The sequence below is a fragment of the Streptomyces sp. NPDC003016 genome, from assembly GCF_053591455.1.
On the sequence record NZ_JBSFTV010000017.1, the window covers coordinates 76597 to 94105 of the forward strand.

Here is a 17509-nt window from a genome sequence, read left to right on the forward strand (position 1 = left end):
TGCGGGGAGCGGCGGCCGAACGGGCGGCAGGGGCCGTGCGGTGAGCGGTCGAACGGTGCGACGAATGGCACGACGAACGGTCGCCGTCATGCGTCTGTTCCGGTGACGGCAACGGCCGCGTCGCTTGACATGCCAGGGAACGGTCTATGGATCCATTCGTCCTGTAGTCGTACAAAATGGAAGTCGGTCCGATGGCGAAGCGAAAGCTGCGAGGGACGGCGGCCACGGCCGCGCTGCTGATCCTGAGCGTCACCGCGTACACCGGATGCACCGGCCCGCCGACGGCGCGCGTGTCCGCCCCGGAGAGGGAGGCGGCGGGCGGTGCGGGCCGCGGGCAGCGCGGATTCACCCTCGTCGCGTCGGGCGACGTACTCCCGCACGCGTCGATCATCCGGCAGGCCCGGGCCGACGCGGGCGGCGACGGCTACGACTTCGCGCCGATGTTCACCGGCGTGAAGTCGGTCGTCTCCGAGGCCGACCTGGCGATCTGCCACATGGAGACGGTGTACGGCCCCGAGGGCGGCCCGTACACCGGCTACCCGAACTTCCAGTCGCCGCCCCAGGTGGCCGAAGGGCTGCGCGCCACCGGCTACGACTCCTGCTCCACCGCCTCCAACCACACCCTGGACGCCGGCGCCGAGGGCGTCGACAGGACCCTCGGCGCGCTCGACAGGGCCGGCATCAAGCACGCGGGATCGGCACGGACGGCGGCCGAGGCCCAGAAACCCGCCTGGCTGAAGGGCGGCACCGCCGAGGTCGCCCAGCTCGCGTACACCTACGGCACGAACGGCTATCCGCTGCCCGAGGGGCGGCCGTGGGCGGTGAACCTGATCGACCGGGAGAAGATCGTCGCCGACGCGCGGGCGGCCAGGAAGGCGGGCGCCGACGTGGTCGTCGTCTCGCTGCACTGGGGCACGGAGTGGCAGGACGACGCCGACGAGCAGCAGCTGGAGCTCGGCAGGGCGCTCACCGCGTCGAAGACCGGCGAGCGCCCCGACATCGACCTGATCCTCGGTACGCACGCGCACGTCCCGCAGGCGTACGAGAAGGTCAACGGCACCTGGATCGTCTACGGCATGGGCGACCAGATCGCCGGGGCGATGGTCGACCACTCGGGCGCGTACGACCCGCGCGGCAACCAGGGCACCATCGGCCGCTTCACCTTCGCCCCGCCCGCGCGGCCGGGACAGCGCTGGGAAGTGCGCAAGGCGGAGTTCGTCCCGCAGTGGTTCGACACGCAGGAGGGGCGGGCGGTGAACCTCAACGCGGCGATCGCGGGCGGCGCGGACCACACGGACGTACGCGACCGGATCCGCCGGGTCGTCCTCGGCCGGGACGCGGCCCGGGACGGCCTGACGATGGGGGAGTAACCGGAGCCGCTGCCCCGGGGCGCCACGGTCCGCCGCTGCCTGCCGCTACTTCTCGTCGCGTGTCCCCACCGCGGGCGGCGTCTTCGCCAGCGCCGACCTGCGGTACGAGTAGGCGAAGTAGACGACCAGGCCGAGCGCGAACCAGGCGGCGAAGCGGAGCCAGGTCTGCCACGCCAGGAACGTGATCAGCCAGATCGAGAACACCACCCCGATCGCCGGCACGAACGGCATCCCGGGGGTGCGGAAGCTGCGCGGCAGGTCCGGCTGCCGGTAGCGCAGCACGATCACCGCGGTGCACACCACGGCGAACGCCAGCAGGATGCCGATGTTGGTCAGTTCGGCCGCCTCGCCGATCGGCAGGAACCCGGCGATCAGCGCGGAGGCGACCCCCACGATCCAGGTCACCCGGACCGGCACGTGCCGCTTCGGGTGCGTCTTGGCGAACCAGTGGGGCAGCAGCCCGTCGCGGCTCATCGAGAACCACACCCGCGTGACACCCAGCATGAAGGTGAACATCACCGTGAGGATGCCGATGATGGCGCCCACCGCGATCACGTCCGCGAGCGCGCCGAGCCCCACCGACTGGAACGCCGTCGAGAAGCCGCTCTCCGGGTCGACCTCCGTGTAGTTCTGCATGCCGGTGAGCACCAGGGTGGCCAGTACGTACAGCACCATCGAGATCGCGAGCGAGTACAGGATCGCCTTCGGCATGTGGCGCTGCGCGTCCTTGGACTCCTCGGCCGCCGTCGACATGGCGTCGTACCCGAAGACCGCGAAGAACACCGTCGCCGCACCGGTGAAGGCCCCGCCGACCCCGAACGGGAAGAAGGGGCTGTAGTTGCCGGTGTCGACGTGGAAGAAACCGACGACGATCACGAGCAGCACGACCAGGACCTTCAGCACCACCACGACCGTCTCGAAGCGCGCGGCGCTCTTGATGCCCAGCGTCAGCAGGTACGCGATGAACAGGCACAGCACCGCCGCGAACAGGTCGACCCTGTGGCCTTCGCCGGTGCCGGGCGCGCCCAGCATCCAGACGGGCAGCTCGGCGCCCATGTCCTCGACCAGGAAGTTGAAGTAGCCGGAGATGCCGATCGCGACCACCGCCACGATCGCCGTGTACTCCAGCAGCAGGTCCCAGCCGATGAACCAGCCCGCGAGCTCACCGAGGACCGCGTAGCCGTAGGTGTACGCCGAACCGGCCTTCGGGATCATTCCCGCGAACTCGGCGTAGGAGAAGGCCGCGGCCGCGCTCGCCACGCCCGCGATCAGGAAGGAGACGAGCACCGCCGGGCCGGCCGTGCCGTTCGCGACCGTACCGGCGAGGGTGAAGATGCCCGCGCCGATGATGCCGCCGACGCCGATCGCGGTGAGCTGCCAGAGGCCCAGGGTCCTGGTGAGCTGCTCGCTCGCGTCGCCCGCACCCTCCTCGATCTGTTCGATCGGCTTGCGGCGCAGTACGCCCCGCCCCGTCCCGAGTCCGGCCATGAGTGATCCCTCCGCAGGCGACTGTCGGCTGATGGCGGGCTCATGATGACCCGGGGAAGACCGGGACGAAAGACGGCGTACGCCAATCGGCGTCCTGGGCCGCCGTGGTCACGGCACGACCGTGACGGGCCAGCGCCCCGCCTTCACCAGCCGCAGCGCCACCGAACCGATGAACCGGTGGCCCGCCGACTCCGAGGCCCCGACGACCACGGCGTCCGCCTTGAGCTCGTCGGCCGCCGCCACCAGGCCGTTGTACGGGTCGCCGCGGAAGGTGTGGAACTCCCAGCGCACCTCGAAGGTGCCCTTCGTCCGTTCCGCCGCGGTGCGGACCTCCGCCATCAGGTCCTGGGCGATGCCCTCGGCCGTGTCCGCGAGCGGCACCCCGACGCCGAGCGCGGCCCCGGCCGACACCAGCGGCTGTACGTAGACCAGGGCCAGCAGCGCGTTCTGCCGGCGGGCGAGGCCCGCCGCGTACGCGGCCGCGCGGAGTGAGGAGTCGGATCCGTCCAGGCCCGCGACGATCACCTTGGGTCCGTCGGTCCCGCGTTCGAACCGGTGGCGCTGCTGCTCTGTCACAGCAGGGAGGTTATCCGGCACCGGTGGGCTCGTCCCATCGGGTGCTTCGGCCGGTGCCGCCGGTGTGGGCCGGGCCGGGGAACCTGCGGCCGTGCGAGCTATTAGTCATGAAAAACGATCAGATTCCTCCGGGGCGCCGGGCGATGCTGCGCCTCGCCACCTGCCTGGGAGCCGTCACCGTCGTGCGATTCCTCGGCCCGGACCGGGCCGAGGCGCCGAGTCGCTTCCCCTCGGGGCCGCCGCCGGCCGCGGGGCCGCGGGCCACCGCGCCGGTCAGGGCCTCGGCGTACCGGCTGCGGCCCATGACGGCGTACGCACCGCCCAGCGCCGCGCTCGCGCGCCCGCCGGTGCGCCGACGGCCCTTCCTGCGGATGGCGGGGATCGGCCGCGGCATGGTGCTGACCTTCGACGACGGACCGGACCCGCGCTACACCCCGGCCATCCTGCGCACGCTGCGGCGCTACGACGTACGCGCGATGTTCTTCGTGTGCGGGGAAATGGCCGTCGAGAACCGGGACCTGCTGCGGGAGATGGCCGACGACGGGCACGTCGTCGGCAACCACTCCTGGTCCCACCCGCTGATCCCACGGCTGTCACCGGGCGGCATCCGCACCGAGCTGGGGCGTACGAGCGAGATCGTCGAGCGGACCGTCGGGGACGCGCCCGACTGGTACCGCGCGCCGTACGGAGCCTGGAACCGCCGCTCCTTCGAGATCGGCGCGGAACTGGGCATGGAGCCGCTGGGCTGGACCGTCGACACCCTGGACTGGCGCGAGCCGGGTACCAGGGCCATCGTCCGCCGGGTGCGCGAGGGTGCGGGCCCCGGCGTGGTGGTGCTCTCGCACGACGCGGGGGGCAACCGGCAGCAGAGCGTGGCGGCGCTGCGGACGTACCTGCCGCAACTGCTCGACGAGGGCTACCGCATCACGGTGCCCGGCGCCGCGCCCCGGGCGTGAGTGCCTTCCGGGCGCCCTCCTGACCGCTGTCCCCCGTTCTCCGGTTCTCCGGTTCTCCGCCCCGGTCGCCGCCCGTCAGCGGGTGGCGACCAGGTGGGCGAAGGCGACGACGTTGCCGGTGTAGCCGTCCGTCTTCGAGTAGCCGCCGCCGCAGGTGATCACACGCAGCTCCGGCCGGCCCGTGTCGCCGTACACCCGGGGGCCGGGGAAGTTCTCCTTGGAGAAGACCTCGACGCCGTAGATCTTGAAGATCGCGACGTGGCCGTCGTAGCGGGTCACCTCGATGCGGTGGCCCTTCCTGAGCGAGCCCAGGTTGAAGAAGACCGCGGGTCCGGCGGCGTTGTCGACATGGCCGACGATCACCGAGGTGCCCCGCTGGCCGGGGGAGACACCGTTCTGGTACCAGCCCGCGAGGTTGGGGTCCTCCGGCGCCGGCGCGTCGATCCAGCCCTCCGAGTCGAGCCCCACATCCACGATGGGCGCGTCGACGCGGATGTCGGGGAGGCGGATCCGGGAGGCCGGGGCGTACGGCAGGGGCTGGACGGAGGGAGTGAGGGTCGGGGCTCCGGGAGTGTCGGGGCGGGGGGAGTCCAGGGCGGCGGCCGAGGCGGGCTGCGGGGGACCGAGCGAGACGTCGACGCCGTTTCGCATCAGCGCGAGACCGGTGAGCATGACGAGGGCCAGGACCCCCCACGGTGAGCGTTTCCTCGGCTCGGAGCCGTTGTACTCCTGGCCCATGGTGCTCCCTTCGACGCGTCTGTACGGACGCTAAGTGCGGGGGGTGGGGGCGGCGAGACGTGAGGGGCGAACGGGTGGCGCGGCGGCCCCGGGTGGTCCATCCGTGACCCATCCGGGTAACTCGTCGTACAAGATATCTGACGGTGTGTGACCTGCGGCTCCGTCAGTTGCGGACGCGTCGTACCGGCGTGTCGCCTCACCGGGGTGGACCAGTCCCGAAATGCGGGATCGGTGGACCGAGGTGAGTGTTCGTCATGGGAGGCGTTCTCGTCGACCTTCCCGGAGCACCGCTCCGGGGCGCCGCCCATGGAGGTTCTACGATGCGTGTTCCACGCGCCTGCCTGGTGACCGTGACGGCCTGTGCGGCGGTCGGACTCGTCGCCCCCACCGCTGCCGCCACCAACGGCCCGCGCAACGTCAACGTCAACCCGTACTCGGTCCACCAGGGCGCCGTGATGACGATCAGTGCCTCAGGGTGCGGTCACGGCGGCACCGTCACGTCCAACGCCTTCAAGAAGCCCGCCCGCCTCTCGGCCAGCGACACCACGTCGTACGCCACCGCCAAGATCAAGCACAACGCCACTCCGGGCCACTACAACCTGGCCGTCAAGTGCAACGACAACCCGATGGTGGCGACCCACCAGTTCACCGTCCTCGCGGGCCGCGGCGCGCACGGCGGTATCGGCGGATCTCTCGGTCCCTCCGACACGGAGATGAAGGTCGGGGCCGGTCTTGTCGCCACGGCGGCCATCGGCGGCGGCCTCTTCATCGTGCGCAGGCGTCGCCTCAACCACGCCGGGGTCTGAGCTCCGCCCGGCTGCCGGTGGGCCCGTGAGTCCGTAAGTCCGTATCCGTGTGAACGCCCGTCGCCCCGCGTCCTCGTCAGGACGCGGGGCGACGGGCGCGTGGGGGCGGCCGCTGCCGCACAGCCGGTCAGTGCTGTCGGTCACTGGTGCTGCGGCGGCGGCGCAGCACGAAGACCGCACCCCCCACGGCCGCGACGACCAGCGTCGCACCCCCGGCGATCTCCCCCGCGTTCATCCCGCCGATACTGCCGCCCACGCCGCCCCTGGCCGGGCCGGCCGGGGTGGTGGTCATGCCGGTGGGCATGCCGGTGGGGCTGGCCGTCGGGCTGGAGCCGCCGGTGATGGTGAGGTCCGACGTGTCCGTCTCACCGTTGCAGGCGTACGTCACGAGGTAGACGGCACCGCGTCTGGCGTCCCAGTCGACCGTGGCTGTCGCCGTTCCTCCCATGGGGATCCTGGTGGGGTCGAACACCGCGGAAGACGCGATCGCGTCGCCATTGCAGCCCGTGACGGCCAGAGTGATCTGGCCGCCCGGGGCGATGGTGGAAGGCGTGGCGGTGCCGGACACCACAGGCGCCTTGCCGTCCACGGCCGTGGCGGCCGGGGTGGTGAACGAGAGAGCGGCGAGGCCGAGCGCGGCGGCCGATGTGAGACGTATCGCGCGCATGGACAATCCTCCGGGTCCTCGAGGGGCAGCGGCGGAATCTTTATCCACACATGGCAGGAAATGCTCCTCGATACCCCACACGCTAGGAGCGACGGTGGCGGCGCGCGATCACAGTCGCGCAAATGGGGCATCGGGGCGGGCCGGTCGGCGTATCGCCGGGATCCGTCACACTGGGGCGGTGCCCCGTTTCCGCGAAGATCCGGCCCTGCGGCCGCCGCCCTGGCAGCCCCTGACGTTCAAGGGCCACCTGGCCACGGCCGCAATCCACCAGGACCGTGTCGAGATCCGGCGCAGCCGCCTGGGCAAGCTCGGCGGGAACAAGGACGCCGCGGTGACGCTCGCCGACGTGGTGGGGATCCTCAGCAAGGAACCGACGCCCCTCGTGAACGGTTACGTCTTCCTCGCGACGGACGCCGACCCCGCCCGGCTGCGGGGGTTCGCCGCCCGGCCGGCCGGGCAGATCGCGGGAAACCCGCACACGGTCATGTTCACCTGGGGTCAGTGGAAGTCCTTCGCCGCCTTCCTGGAGTCCGCCGACGCGACGTGGCGGGCGAACCGGGGACGCGGACGCCGTCCGGTGACGGGGTCACCCGGACGTGTCCGGGAACAGGTCGAGGAGCGGTGAGGCGGTGGCCGAGAGGCCGCGGCCGAAGGGGGCGTCGAAGTCCCAGATGAGGAAGAGCAGGAAGGCGATCAGGGCGCTGTAGAGCCCGGCCAGGAGAAGTTCGCGCGGGGTGCGGCGGATCTGGAGGGTGAAGATCAGGCCGACCGCCACCAGGGCTCCGATGATCAGGCCGAACCAGACCACGCCGGGCATGGTGGCCTCCGCGCCCTGACCCCGGGCGCTCCTGGCGTCGTCGGCCGCGGCCACCTGGTCGACCAGGGGCTGGTAGGCCTGACCCTCGTGGTCGGTCTTCGGCACGTAGTCGGTGACGTCACGGCGCACCTGGTCGAGGAGTTCGGTGCCGCGCTCCGTGAGGCTGCCGTGGTCGGCCATGTGGCGCCATTCGGTGTGGACGACGTGCGTGACGTACGCCTCGACGTCGTCGCGGATGCGGTCGCGGACCTCGGCGGGGTAGACCTCCGAGCGGGCACTGATCTCGTGCAGGGCCTGGGCCTCCTGGCGTACCGACTCCTGGGCGGCGCTGCGGCCCTCCCAGACGCCGGCGATGGCGAGGCCGAGGACGATCGCGTAGACCACGCCGATCATCATCGTCATGTACTCGATGACGTCGGGTGTCTCGGACGGGTCGTCGTCATCGCCGACGCGGCGGTGGTTGATGACCGTGATGGTGAGGACGACCGCGCAGGCGGCCGCCATCGCGATGCTCAGAACGAGCCATTCCGACATGGGGTTCTCCGTCGGCTAGCGGGATCGGGGACGCAGCACGGCGGCGGCGAATACCGCGGGGGCCGTGACCAGGAGGGTGAGGGAGACCAGGGACGGTCCGGTCCCGGGCTCCTTGCGGGTGGTTTTCCGGTACACGGGAACGGCGACCGGGGTGGTGGCGGCCGGTTTCGGCCGGGCGGACGGAGTGGGCTCGGGTGTGGGTGTGGGTGTGGGTGTGGGGGTGGGTGCGAGGGAGGGTGTGGCGGAGGGCTTGGGGGCGGGCGGTGGTGGTGCGACGGGTGGGGGAGGCGGTGGCGGCGGGAGAGGAGGTGCGGGTGCCGGTTCGACGGGCGGAGGGGGCGGAGGCGGGGGTGGAGGCGGCGGGGCCGGGGGCGGCGGAGGTGGCGGAGGTGAAGGCGGTGGTGGCGGTGGCGGGGGAGGCTCCGGGGCGGGTGGTGGCGGTGGCGGGGGAGGCTCCGGGGCGGGTGGTGGCGGTGGCGGGGGCTTCGGTTTCGGACCCGCCGTGCAGGTCCCACTTCCTGCCACGGCGATCGCCGAGCCCGACGACACCTCACCGTTCGGCGAAATGGAGGCGTACGCACAGCTGTCGGCCACGGACGGAACAGGGCTCAGCAGCAGCCAGGTCAGGGTGGTGGCGGCCAACAGGCGTCCTAGGGGCGGAGGGTGCACGTCCGGGATCATGGTCGGAGTGCGCCCCCCGGCACGCCGTAACTGCTCCCCATTCCCCTGATGGGTGGGACTTCCGCAGTTTTGCGTTCGGGATCGCCCCGGCTGTGCATCGGAGATCATGGGAAATTTCCGCGAACCCTTTGAACACCCGGGCACTCCTCGTCCGTACCTAGGGCCATGAGCGACGCGCCACGGCGTCGCACCTCACCCCCGGTGCACAGGAGTCGACATGAAGACCTGGCGGAACGTCTCGTTCGCGGTGGCGGCGGCGGCTGTGATGGCGCTGACGACGGCGTGCGGTCAGGACAAGGCGACCGGGTCTCCGGGCAGCCGGTCCGTGGGCAACGCCAACCCCGCGCAGCAGCCCGCCGACAGCGGTTACGGCTCGGACACCGGCTACGGCGAAGACTCCGGCGGTCAGGCCGCCGCCCCCAGGGCCGCGGGACAACTCGCCGTCTGGGACAGCGAGAAGCTCGGCGAGGTCGTCACCGACAGCAGGGGCTTCACGCTCTACCGGTTCGACAAGGACACCGCCGGTCCGCCGAAGTCGAATTGCGAAGGCGACTGTGCGAAGGCCTGGCCGGTCGTGCCCGCGGGCGGTGCCACGGCGGCCCCCGGCACCGACGGATCGGCGATCGGCGAGGTGGCCAGGGCCGACGGCACCAAGCAGCTCACCGTCGGCGGCTGGCCCATGTACCGCTTCGCCAAGGACACCGAGCCCGGTGACGCCAAGGGCCAGGGCGTCGGCGGCACCTGGTTCGCCGCCGCCCCCGACGGGAAGAAGGCCGCGCCGGGCGCGGCGGGCGGCACGCGGGACGACGCCGCCGAGAACCCCGCCGGACTCGCGGGTATGTCCGTACGCGACGACCCCGAACTCGGCGACATCGTGGTCGACTCCGAGGGGATGACGGTCTACCGGTTCAAGAAGGACTCGGCCTGGCCGATGAAGACGGCCTGCACCGGCGCCTGCCTGGACAAGTGGCCGGCCGTCCCGCCGGTCGGGAAGAACGACACCGACGGCATCCTCAAGAAGGGCTTCGTCGTCTTCGACCGCCCCGACGGTGTCCGCCAGCAGACGATCGACTGCTGGCCCGTCTACACCTTCTCGGGCGACACGAAGCCGGGTGACACCAACGGCCAGGGGGTCGGCGGCACGTGGTACGCGGTCTCGCCCGTGGGCAAGCTGGCCGGTGCGCCCGCGTAGTTCCGGCAGCGTTCCCACGCCGTGGTGCCCGGCCGGGCCGGCCCGTTCCTCCGCTCCGTGCGGCAGGGCGGGCCGGTCGTACGTGTCGCCCATGCCTGTGGGGTGTGACCCAGAACGGACCGTCAATTTCCGTTTTTGCTCGCTCTGATGCCTGCCGATCAGTAGCCTCGGCTCGAACACCGGTCTTGGTCATGACCGGACGTCCCGTGGCGATGAGTTGGAGACATTGATGGAGCGACCCGCCTGGGCACCCCAGGGCATCGACCTCTCGGTGCCGAGCGTGTCCCGGATCTACGACTTCTACCTGGGCGGTTCGCACAATTTCGAGGTCGACAGGGAAGCGGCCCGCAAGGCCATGGAGTTCATGCCGGGCCTCCCGAAGGTCATGCAGGCGAACCGGGCGTTCATGCGCCGCGCGGTGCGCTTCGCGATCGGCGAGGGCATCACCCAGTTCCTCGACATCGGATCCGGCATACCGACCTTCGGCAATGTCCACGAGGTCGCCCAGGCCGCCGACCCCGAGGCCCGCGTGGCCTACGTCGACCACGACCCGGTCGCCGTCGCGCACAGCCGGGCCGTGCTCGCGGGCAACGACCGGGCCGGCATAGCCGCGGCGGACCTGCGCAAGCCGCAGGAGATCCTGAACGACCCCGTGGTCGGCGAACTCATCGACCTGGAACGGCCGGTGGCGCTGCTGCTCGTCGCCGTACTCCACTTCGTCGAGGACGCCGACGATCCCCGGGCCGCCGTCGCCACCCTGCGCGACGCCCTCGCGCCGGGAAGCGTCATGATCCTGACCCATGCCTCCTACGAGGGGATCCCGGTCCCCGAGGAGCAGGCGGGCGGCACGGTCGGGGTCTACAAGAACATCAAGAACCCGCTGGTCATGCGCTCGCGCGAAGAGATCGCACGCTTCTTCGAGGGGTACGCGACGGTCGAGCCGGGACTTGTCCCGATGCCGGACTGGCGGCCCGAGACCCCGGCCGCGCAGGAGGATCCGTACGCCTACTCGGGCTATGCAGGGGTGGGTCGCAAGCAGTGAGCGGGCCAGCGCAGGCACCGGGGCCCGGGTCCGGACCGGCCGCCGGGCAGGGAGCGGCGGGCAGTCCCGACGACGGACCCGGCGACAGACTCGACGACACACTCGACGACAGGCTGGAGCGGTTCGCGACGATCTGGAGCCGGGCCGTCTTCCCCGTCACCGCCACCTCCATGACCCGCCCCGAGGTCGAACGGCACCTGCTGCCGCTCGCCCGGAAGCTGAGCGCGGCTCTGCGCCGGCGGCCCTTCGACACCACGCCCGCGCACGAGGTCGGCGCCGCCCTGGTCGCCGCGCACTGCACCGATCCGGACGCCCTCGTCCGTACCCTCGGAGTCGTCGACTCCTACCTGGTGCTGTACTGCGCCGGGGAGGACGACTCGCCCGCCGAGACCGAGGAACAGCGGGCCCGCTGCGCCCGGCTCCAGCACGCCGTCGCCGCCGGCTTCGCGCAGGCCCTCCGTGAGCGCACCCTCGCCGAGCAGGAGGCCCTGGCGCGGTCGTCGCTGCTGGCGAGCACCGAGGCGCAGAAGGCACTGCACGCCACCGAGACCCGCTTGCGCGCGGTCTTCGAAGGCGCGGCGATCGGCATCGGCATCGCCGACCTCGACGGCAACATCCTGGAGGTCAACGACGCGCTCATGCGGATGTTCGGCGGGCTCGGTCACGCCGTGCGGGGCAGGAAGGTGAGCGAGTGGGTCCACCCCGAGGACACGCCCCATGTGTGGAAGCTGTACGGCGAACTGGTGCGCGGCGAGCGCGAGAACTACCGCGTCGAGAAGCCGTACTACCGCACCGACGGCACGGTCCTGTGGACCAACCTGACGGTCTCGTTGCTGCGCGACGCCGACGGGAAGCCGCAGTACCAGCTGGCGCTCATGGAGGACACCACCGAGCGGCGGCTGCTCAATCTGCGGCTCCGCTACGAGGCCACCCACGACGCGCTGACGGGACTGCCCAACCGCACGCTGTTCTTCGAACGCCTGGAGAAGGCGCTGTCCGCGGGCGACGGCATGCGCTTCGGCCTGTGCTACCTCGATCTCGACGGCTTCAAGGCGGTCAACGACAGCCTCGGCCACTCGGCGGGCGACCGGCTCCTCGTGGAGGTCGCCGACCGGCTGCAGAGCTGTGCGACGGCGCCCGGCGAGATGGTGGCCAGGCTCGGCGGCGACGAGTTCGTGGCACTGACCACGGGTCCCGACACCCGCCGGGAGGTGGACGAGCTCGCCGCCCGCATCCTGACCGCGCTGTCGGCCCCGATCCGCATCGAGGGCCGTGACCTGACCGTACGGGGCAGCATCGGCATCGTCGAAGGCCCGGCGGGCGAACGCGGCCCCGCCGAGGTGCTGCGCAGCGCCGACATCACCATGTACCGCGCCAAGTCGGCGGGCGGCAACCGCTTCGAGACGGCCGACGCGGAGGCGGACGCCCGCGCCATCACCCGGCACGGACTCACCAACGCCCTGCCCGCCGCACTGGAGCGGGGCGAGTTCTTCATCGAGTACCAGCCGCTGGTGCATCTCGGCGACGGCAGTGTGCACGGCGCGGAGGCGCTGGTGCGCTGGTGCCACCCGCAGCACGGCGTCCTCGGTCCCGACCGGTTCATCCCGCTCGCCGAGCACACCGGGCTGATCGTGCCGCTCGGCCGCTGGGTGCTCGAAGAGTCCGTACGCCAGGCCAGGTTCTGGCAGGAGCGGCACTCCGACGGCGGGCCGCTGCGCATCAACGTGAACCTCTCGCCGATGCAGCTGCACCACCCCGGTCTGGTCTCCGACACGGTGGACGTCCTGGAGCGGGCGGGCCTGGAGCCGAACGCGCTGTGCCTGGAGGTCACCGAGTCGGCGCTGATCGGCGCCGACGACGACCTGCTCAAGCCGCTGCGCCGGCTCGCCGAGATGGGCGTGGACATCGCGCTCGACGACTTCGGCACCGGCTACTCCAACCTCGCCAATCTGCGCAGGCTGCCGGTGAGCGTGCTCAAGCTGGACCGCTCCTTCACCCGGTCCATGCAGCAGCGCCCGGCGGACGCCGTCGACCTCAAGATCGTCGAGGGCATCGTCTCCCTGGCGCACAGCCTGGACCTGGACGTGACGGTGGAGGGCGTGGAGACGGGCGCCCAGGCCGCGCAACTGCGCGAGCTGGGCTGCGACACGGCGCAGGGCTGGTACTACGCCAGGCCCGGCGCGCCCGACCGCATTCACACCTTGCTGCTGGCCGACGCCGTCTGACGGACGCGGGAGGCGAGGAGTACGCTCTGCAGCTCGCGGGCCGCGCGCGGCGGGGCCACGTCGCTGCGGTGCGCGAGGGCGATCGTACGGCTCAGGCCGGGCCGGGCGAGGGGCGTGACCCGCAGGTCGCGCCCCGCTCGCGCGGCCACCATGCGGGGCACGACCGCGAGCCCGAGCCCGGCCCGTACGAAGCCGAGCACGGCGTCCATCTCGCCGCCCTCCACCGTGAACGACGGCTCGAAGCCCTCGGCCCGGCAGGCGGTGACGGTCAGCTCGCGCAGGTCGTAGCCGTGCCGGAACATCACCATCGGCTCGCCCTCCAGATCCGCGACGCGTACGGGCCTGCCGCCTTTCCCGGGACGGGGCAGTGAAGCGGCGGAGACCACGACCAGATCCTCGTGCAGCAGCTCGACGGTGGTCAGGGCGGGGGACGGCGTCGGCAGCGGCAGCACGACCAGGGCGAGGTCGAGGGCGCCGCGCGCCAGCTCCCGTACGAGATCGTGCGAGCCGCTCTCCTCGATCAGCAGCCGGATGCCGGGATGCAGGTCGTGGAAGGTGCGCAGGACGTCGGGGAGCAGCCCCGTGCACAGGCTCGGCGTCGCGCCGAGCCGCACCCTGCCGCGCCGCAGCTGGGCCAGCTCCTGGACCTCGTGGCGGGCGGTGTCGGCGTCGGCGAGGATGCGCCGGGCCAGCGGCAGCAGGGTCTCGCCGGCGTCGGTGAGGGCGATGTTGCCGCGGGCGCGGGTGAAGAGGTCGGCGCCCAGCTCCTTCTCCAGCGCGCGGATCTGCTGGGAGAGGGACGGCTGGGAGACGTGGACCTGCTCGGCGGCGTGCGTGAAGTGCAGGGTCTCGGCGACGGCCACGAAGTAGAGGAGCTGCTGGAACTGCATGGCGCCACCCTAGCCGCGATAGGCCAAGCCTATGGACATGAGCCGAACCATGTCTTGGACCTCTGATGCCTCCGGGCCGTAGCGTCGGCGGCATGGCACTGGCTACGCGGACGGAACGGCAACCGTCCCTCACGCGCTCCTTCTGGGGATCGACCGTCGGCAAGAAGACGGTGATGGCCGTGAGCGGCCTGATCATGCTCATGTACCTGGTCGCCCACATGCTCGGCAACCTCAAGATCTTCTTCGGGTCCGGCGAGTTCAACGCCTACGCGCACTGGCTGCGGACCATGGGTGAACCCCTCCTGCACCACGAGTGGGCGCTGTGGGTCGTGCGCGTGGTGCTGCTCGCGGCGGTGGTGCTGCACGGCGTCGCGGCGTACCAGCTCAGCAGGCGCGACATCGCGGCGCGGCCGAGCAAGTACGTGCACAAGCGGCGGCGGGCGAGCTACGCGACGCGCACCATGCGGTGGGGCGGGATCATCCTCGCGCTGTTCATCGTGTGGCACCTGCTGGACCTGACGACGCTCACGGTGAACGAGAACGCCCAGGCCGGGCGCCCGTACGAGAACGTCGTCGCGACCTTCTCCACCTGGTACGGCAACGTCATCTACCTCGTGGCGATGCTCGCCGTCGGGCTGCACGTCCGGCACGGCTTCTGGAGCGCCGCGCAGACGCTGGGCGTGGGCAACGCACGGCGTGACCGCATTCTCAAGACCGTGGCCAACGGCCTCGCACTGGTGCTGACCGCCGGATTCGTCTCCGTGCCGGTCGCCGTCATGACTGGAGTGGTGGGCTGACATGAGCGAACACAGGGAATACGCCGACTCCGCCGACTACACGGCCTACACGACCGGTGCGCCGGTCGCCGACACCAAGGCCCCCTCCGGCCCGGTCGCCGAGCGCTGGGACACCCGCCGCTTCGAGGCCAGACTGGTCAACCCGGCCAACCGCCGCAAGCACACCGTCATCGTGGTCGGCACGGGCCTGGCGGGCGGCGCGGCAGGCGCCACGCTCGCCGAACAGGGCTACCACGTCGTCCAGTTCTGCTACCAGGACTCGCCGCGCCGCGCCCACTCCATCGCCGCGCAGGGCGGCATCAACGCCGCCAAGAACTACCGCAACGACGGCGACTCCGTCCACCGCCTCTTCTACGACACCGTCAAGGGCGGCGACTTCCGCGCCCGCGAGTCCAACGTCCACCGGCTCGCGCAGATCTCCGTCGAGATCATCGACCAGTGCGTCGCGCAGGGCGTGCCCTTCGCCCGCGAGTACGGCGGCCTGCTCGACACCCGCTCCTTCGGCGGCGTACAGGTGTCGAGGACCTTCTACGCCCGGGGCCAGACCGGACAGCAGCTCCTGCTCGGGGCCTACCAGGCGCTGTCCCGGCAGATCGCCGCAGGCAACGTCGAGATGCACGCGCGTACCGAGATGCTGGATCTGATCGTCGTCGACGGGCGGGCTCGCGGCATCGTCGCGCGCGACCTGATCACCGGCCGGATCGACACGTACTTCGCGGACGCCGTGGTGCTCGCGAGCGGCGGCTACGGCAACGTCTTCTACCTCTCCACCAACGCCAAGAACTCCAACGCCACGGCGATCTGGCGCGCACACCGGCGCGGCGCGTACTTCGCCAACCCCTGCTTCACCCAGATCCACCCCACCTGCATCCCGCGCTCCGGCGACCACCAGTCCAAGCTCACCCTGATGAGCGAGTCGCTGCGCAACGACGGCCGCATCTGGGTCCCCAGGGCCCAGGGCGACACCCGCCCGCCGGCCGACATCCCCGAGGACGAGCGCGACTACTACCTGGAGCGCGCCTACCCCTCCTTCGGCAACCTCGTGCCGCGCGACATCGCCTCGCGCGCCGCCAAGAACGTCTGCGACGAGGGGCGCGGCGTCGGCCCCGGCGGGCAGGGCGTCTACCTCGACTTCACCGACGCGATCCGGCGCCTGGGCCGGGGGGCCGTCGAGGAGAAGTACGGCAACCTCTTCGAGATGTACGAGCGGATCACGGCGGAGAACCCGTACGAGGTCCCCATGCGCATCTACCCGGCGATCCACTACACGATGGGCGGCCTGTGGGTCGACTACGACCTCCAGACCACCGTCCCCGGCCTCTTCGCCATCGGCGAGGCCAACTTCTCCGACCACGGCGCCAACCGCCTCGGCGCGTCCGCCCTCATGCAGGGCCTGGCCGACGGCTACTTCGTCCTGCCGTCCACCATCAACGACTACCTGGCCCGCAACCCCCACCACGACGACATCGACGCGAGCCACCCGGAGGCGGTCCGCGTGGTCGCGGAGACCAGCGACCGCCTGGAGCGGCTGCTCGCCGCCGACGGCGACCGCACCCCCGACTCCTTCCACCGGGAGATCGGCGAACTCCTGTGGGAGCACTGCGGCATGGCCCGCACCGAGGAGGGCCTGCGCAAAGCGCTCGGCCGCATCCCGGAGATCCGCGAGGAGTTCTGGCGCCGGATCAAGGTGCCGGGTACGGGCGAGGAGCTCAACCAGTCGCTGGAGAAGGCCAACCGCGTCGTCGACTACCTGGAACTGGCCGAGCTGCTCTGCCTCGACGCGCTGCACCGCACCGAGTCCTGCGGCGGCCACTTCCGCGAGGAGAGCCAGACCGAGGGCGGCGAGGCGGCCCGCAGGGACGAGGAGTTCTCGTACGCCGCCGCCTGGGAATTCGCCGGTACGGGCCGGGCTCCCGTCCTGCACAAGGAAGCCCTCGAATTCGCCTACGTCCACCCCACCCAGCGGAGTTACGCATGAGGCTCACCCTGCGCGTCTGGCGCCAGCGCAATGCCGAGGAACCCGGCGCCATGGTCACGTACGACATCGACGACATCTCCGAGGACATGTCGTTCCTGGAGATGCTCGACACGCTCAACGAGAAGCTGATCCTGAGCGGCGACGAGCCGGTCGCCTTCGACCACGACTGCCGCGAGGGCATCTGCGGGGCGTGCGGAGTCGTCATCAACGGCGACGCGCACGGACCGGAGCGCACCACCACCTGCCAGCTGCACATGCGGCACTTCGAGGACGGCGACACCGTCGACGTCGAGCCGTGGCGGGCGGGCGCCTTCCCGGTGGTCAAGGACCTGGTGGTGGACCGGTCGGCGTTCGACCGGATCATCGGCGCGGGCGGCTACATCAGCGTCCCGACCGGCGCCGCCCCCGAGGCGCACGCCACACCCGTGCCCAAGGCCGACGCCGACTTCGCGTTCGAGCACGCCGAGTGCATCGGCTGCGGCGCGTGCGTCGCGGCCTGCCCGAACGGTTCGGCGATGCTCTTCACCTCGGCCAAGGTCAACCACCTGAACGTGCTCCCGCAGGGGGCACCCGAACGCGAGACCCGGGTCCTCGACATGGTCTCGGCCATGGACGAGGAGGGTTTCGGCGGCTGCACCCTGGCCGGCGAGTGCGCCACCGCCTGCCCGAAGGGCATCCCGCTGCCGTCCATCGCGGCGATGAACAAGGAGTGGCTGCGGGCGACCAGGAAGGCGTCGCGCCGCTGACCCGAC

Annotated in this window: 16 protein-coding genes; 10 read left to right on the forward strand and 6 right to left on the reverse strand. The window is 71.3% G+C overall.

The window, feature by feature from the left end:
- The first annotated feature begins 191 nt into the window (after positions 1 to 191).
- The gene (locus tag ACWDZ4_RS16805) at positions 192 to 1370 is read left to right on the forward strand and encodes a CapA family protein (protein WP_451509148.1); all 1179 of its coding nucleotides are present in this window, start codon (positions 192 to 194) and stop codon (positions 1368 to 1370) included.
- A 45-nt stretch (positions 1371 to 1415) separates the two neighbouring features.
- Here the strand turns inward: ACWDZ4_RS16805 and ACWDZ4_RS16810 are convergent, their stop codons facing one another.
- Together ACWDZ4_RS16810 and ACWDZ4_RS16815 are read right to left on the reverse strand one after the other, a co-directional pair.
- Entirely contained in the window at positions 1416 to 2858 is a 1443-nt protein-coding gene (locus ACWDZ4_RS16810; protein ID WP_451509149.1) for an amino acid permease, read from the reverse strand.
- Between the two features lie 108 nt (positions 2859 to 2966).
- A complete protein-coding gene (locus tag ACWDZ4_RS16815) occupies positions 2967 to 3434 on the reverse strand; it encodes a universal stress protein (protein WP_451509150.1) in 468 nt (155 codons plus the stop codon).
- A 107-nt stretch (positions 3435 to 3541) separates the two neighbouring features.
- Here ACWDZ4_RS16815 and ACWDZ4_RS16820 point away from each other — a divergent pair, with 107 nt between their 5' ends.
- The gene (locus tag ACWDZ4_RS16820) at positions 3542 to 4390 is read left to right on the forward strand and encodes a polysaccharide deacetylase family protein (protein WP_451509151.1); all 849 of its coding nucleotides are present in this window, start codon (positions 3542 to 3544) and stop codon (positions 4388 to 4390) included.
- Between the two features lie 75 nt (positions 4391 to 4465).
- On the opposite strand, the gene ACWDZ4_RS16825 is transcribed toward ACWDZ4_RS16820, so the two are convergent.
- Positions 4466 to 5128 (reverse strand): class F sortase, encoded by a 663-nt coding sequence (locus ACWDZ4_RS16825; protein ID WP_451509152.1) that lies wholly within the window; start codon positions 5126 to 5128, stop codon positions 4466 to 4468.
- A gap of 320 nt (positions 5129 to 5448) precedes the next feature.
- Here ACWDZ4_RS16825 and ACWDZ4_RS16830 point away from each other — a divergent pair, with 320 nt between their 5' ends.
- Positions 5449 to 5934: a hypothetical protein gene (locus ACWDZ4_RS16830; protein ID WP_451509153.1), complete on the forward strand. Its 486-nt coding sequence runs from the start codon at positions 5449 to 5451 to the stop codon at positions 5932 to 5934.
- Between the two features lie 127 nt (positions 5935 to 6061).
- Here the strand turns inward: ACWDZ4_RS16830 and ACWDZ4_RS16835 are convergent, their stop codons facing one another.
- The gene (locus tag ACWDZ4_RS16835) at positions 6062 to 6601 is read right to left on the reverse strand and encodes a hypothetical protein (protein WP_451509154.1); all 540 of its coding nucleotides are present in this window, start codon (positions 6599 to 6601) and stop codon (positions 6062 to 6064) included.
- A gap of 178 nt (positions 6602 to 6779) precedes the next feature.
- Here ACWDZ4_RS16835 and ACWDZ4_RS16840 point away from each other — a divergent pair, with 178 nt between their 5' ends.
- A complete protein-coding gene (locus ACWDZ4_RS16840) occupies positions 6780 to 7226 on the forward strand; it encodes a hypothetical protein (RefSeq protein ID WP_451509155.1) in 447 nt (148 codons plus the stop codon).
- Here the strand turns inward: ACWDZ4_RS16840 and ACWDZ4_RS16845 are convergent.
- Complete coding sequence (locus ACWDZ4_RS16845; protein WP_451509156.1) at positions 7188 to 7952, reverse strand: bestrophin-like domain; 765 nt, start codon at positions 7950 to 7952, stop codon at positions 7188 to 7190. The two genes, ACWDZ4_RS16840 and ACWDZ4_RS16845, sit on opposite strands and share 39 nt — an antisense overlap.
- Before the next feature lie 898 nt (positions 7953 to 8850).
- Between ACWDZ4_RS16845 and ACWDZ4_RS16850 the strand changes: the two genes are divergently transcribed.
- From ACWDZ4_RS16850 to ACWDZ4_RS16860, 3 genes are all read left to right on the forward strand, one after another.
- Positions 8851 to 9825 carry an SCO0930 family lipoprotein gene (locus tag ACWDZ4_RS16850; RefSeq protein ID WP_451509157.1) on the forward strand — a complete coding sequence of 325 codons (975 nt, stop codon included), beginning with the start codon at positions 8851 to 8853 and terminating at the stop codon, positions 9823 to 9825.
- A 229-nt stretch (positions 9826 to 10054) separates the two neighbouring features.
- On the forward strand, positions 10055 to 10867 hold the full coding sequence (locus ACWDZ4_RS16855; RefSeq protein ID WP_451509158.1) for an SAM-dependent methyltransferase: 813 nt from the start codon (positions 10055 to 10057) through the stop codon (positions 10865 to 10867).
- Positions 10864 to 13092 (forward strand): putative bifunctional diguanylate cyclase/phosphodiesterase, encoded by a 2229-nt coding sequence (locus ACWDZ4_RS16860; protein ID WP_451509159.1) that lies wholly within the window; start codon positions 10864 to 10866, stop codon positions 13090 to 13092. Before ACWDZ4_RS16855 ends, ACWDZ4_RS16860 begins: the two co-directional genes overlap by 4 nt.
- Here ACWDZ4_RS16860 and ACWDZ4_RS16865 read toward each other — a convergent pair.
- A complete protein-coding gene (locus ACWDZ4_RS16865; RefSeq protein ID WP_451509160.1) occupies positions 13062 to 13982 on the reverse strand; it encodes a LysR family transcriptional regulator in 921 nt (306 codons plus the stop codon). The two genes, ACWDZ4_RS16860 and ACWDZ4_RS16865, sit on opposite strands and share 31 nt — an antisense overlap.
- 92 nt (positions 13983 to 14074) lie before the next feature.
- Here ACWDZ4_RS16865 and ACWDZ4_RS16870 point away from each other — a divergent pair, with 92 nt between their 5' ends.
- From ACWDZ4_RS16870 to ACWDZ4_RS16880, 3 genes are read left to right on the forward strand one after another with little or no spacing between them, the layout of a single operon-like run.
- The gene (locus tag ACWDZ4_RS16870) at positions 14075 to 14779 is read left to right on the forward strand and encodes a succinate dehydrogenase cytochrome b subunit (protein ID WP_451509161.1); all 705 of its coding nucleotides are present in this window, start codon (positions 14075 to 14077) and stop codon (positions 14777 to 14779) included.
- 1 nt (position 14780) lies between these two features.
- Positions 14781 to 16757, forward strand: coding sequence for a fumarate reductase/succinate dehydrogenase flavoprotein subunit (locus tag ACWDZ4_RS16875; protein WP_451509162.1), 1977 nt, complete (start codon positions 14781 to 14783; stop codon positions 16755 to 16757).
- Entirely contained in the window at positions 16754 to 17503 is a 750-nt protein-coding gene (locus tag ACWDZ4_RS16880) for a succinate dehydrogenase/fumarate reductase iron-sulfur subunit (RefSeq protein ID WP_451509163.1), read from the forward strand. Before ACWDZ4_RS16875 ends, ACWDZ4_RS16880 begins: the two co-directional genes overlap by 4 nt.
- The last annotated feature ends 6 nt before the right edge of the window (positions 17504 to 17509 follow it).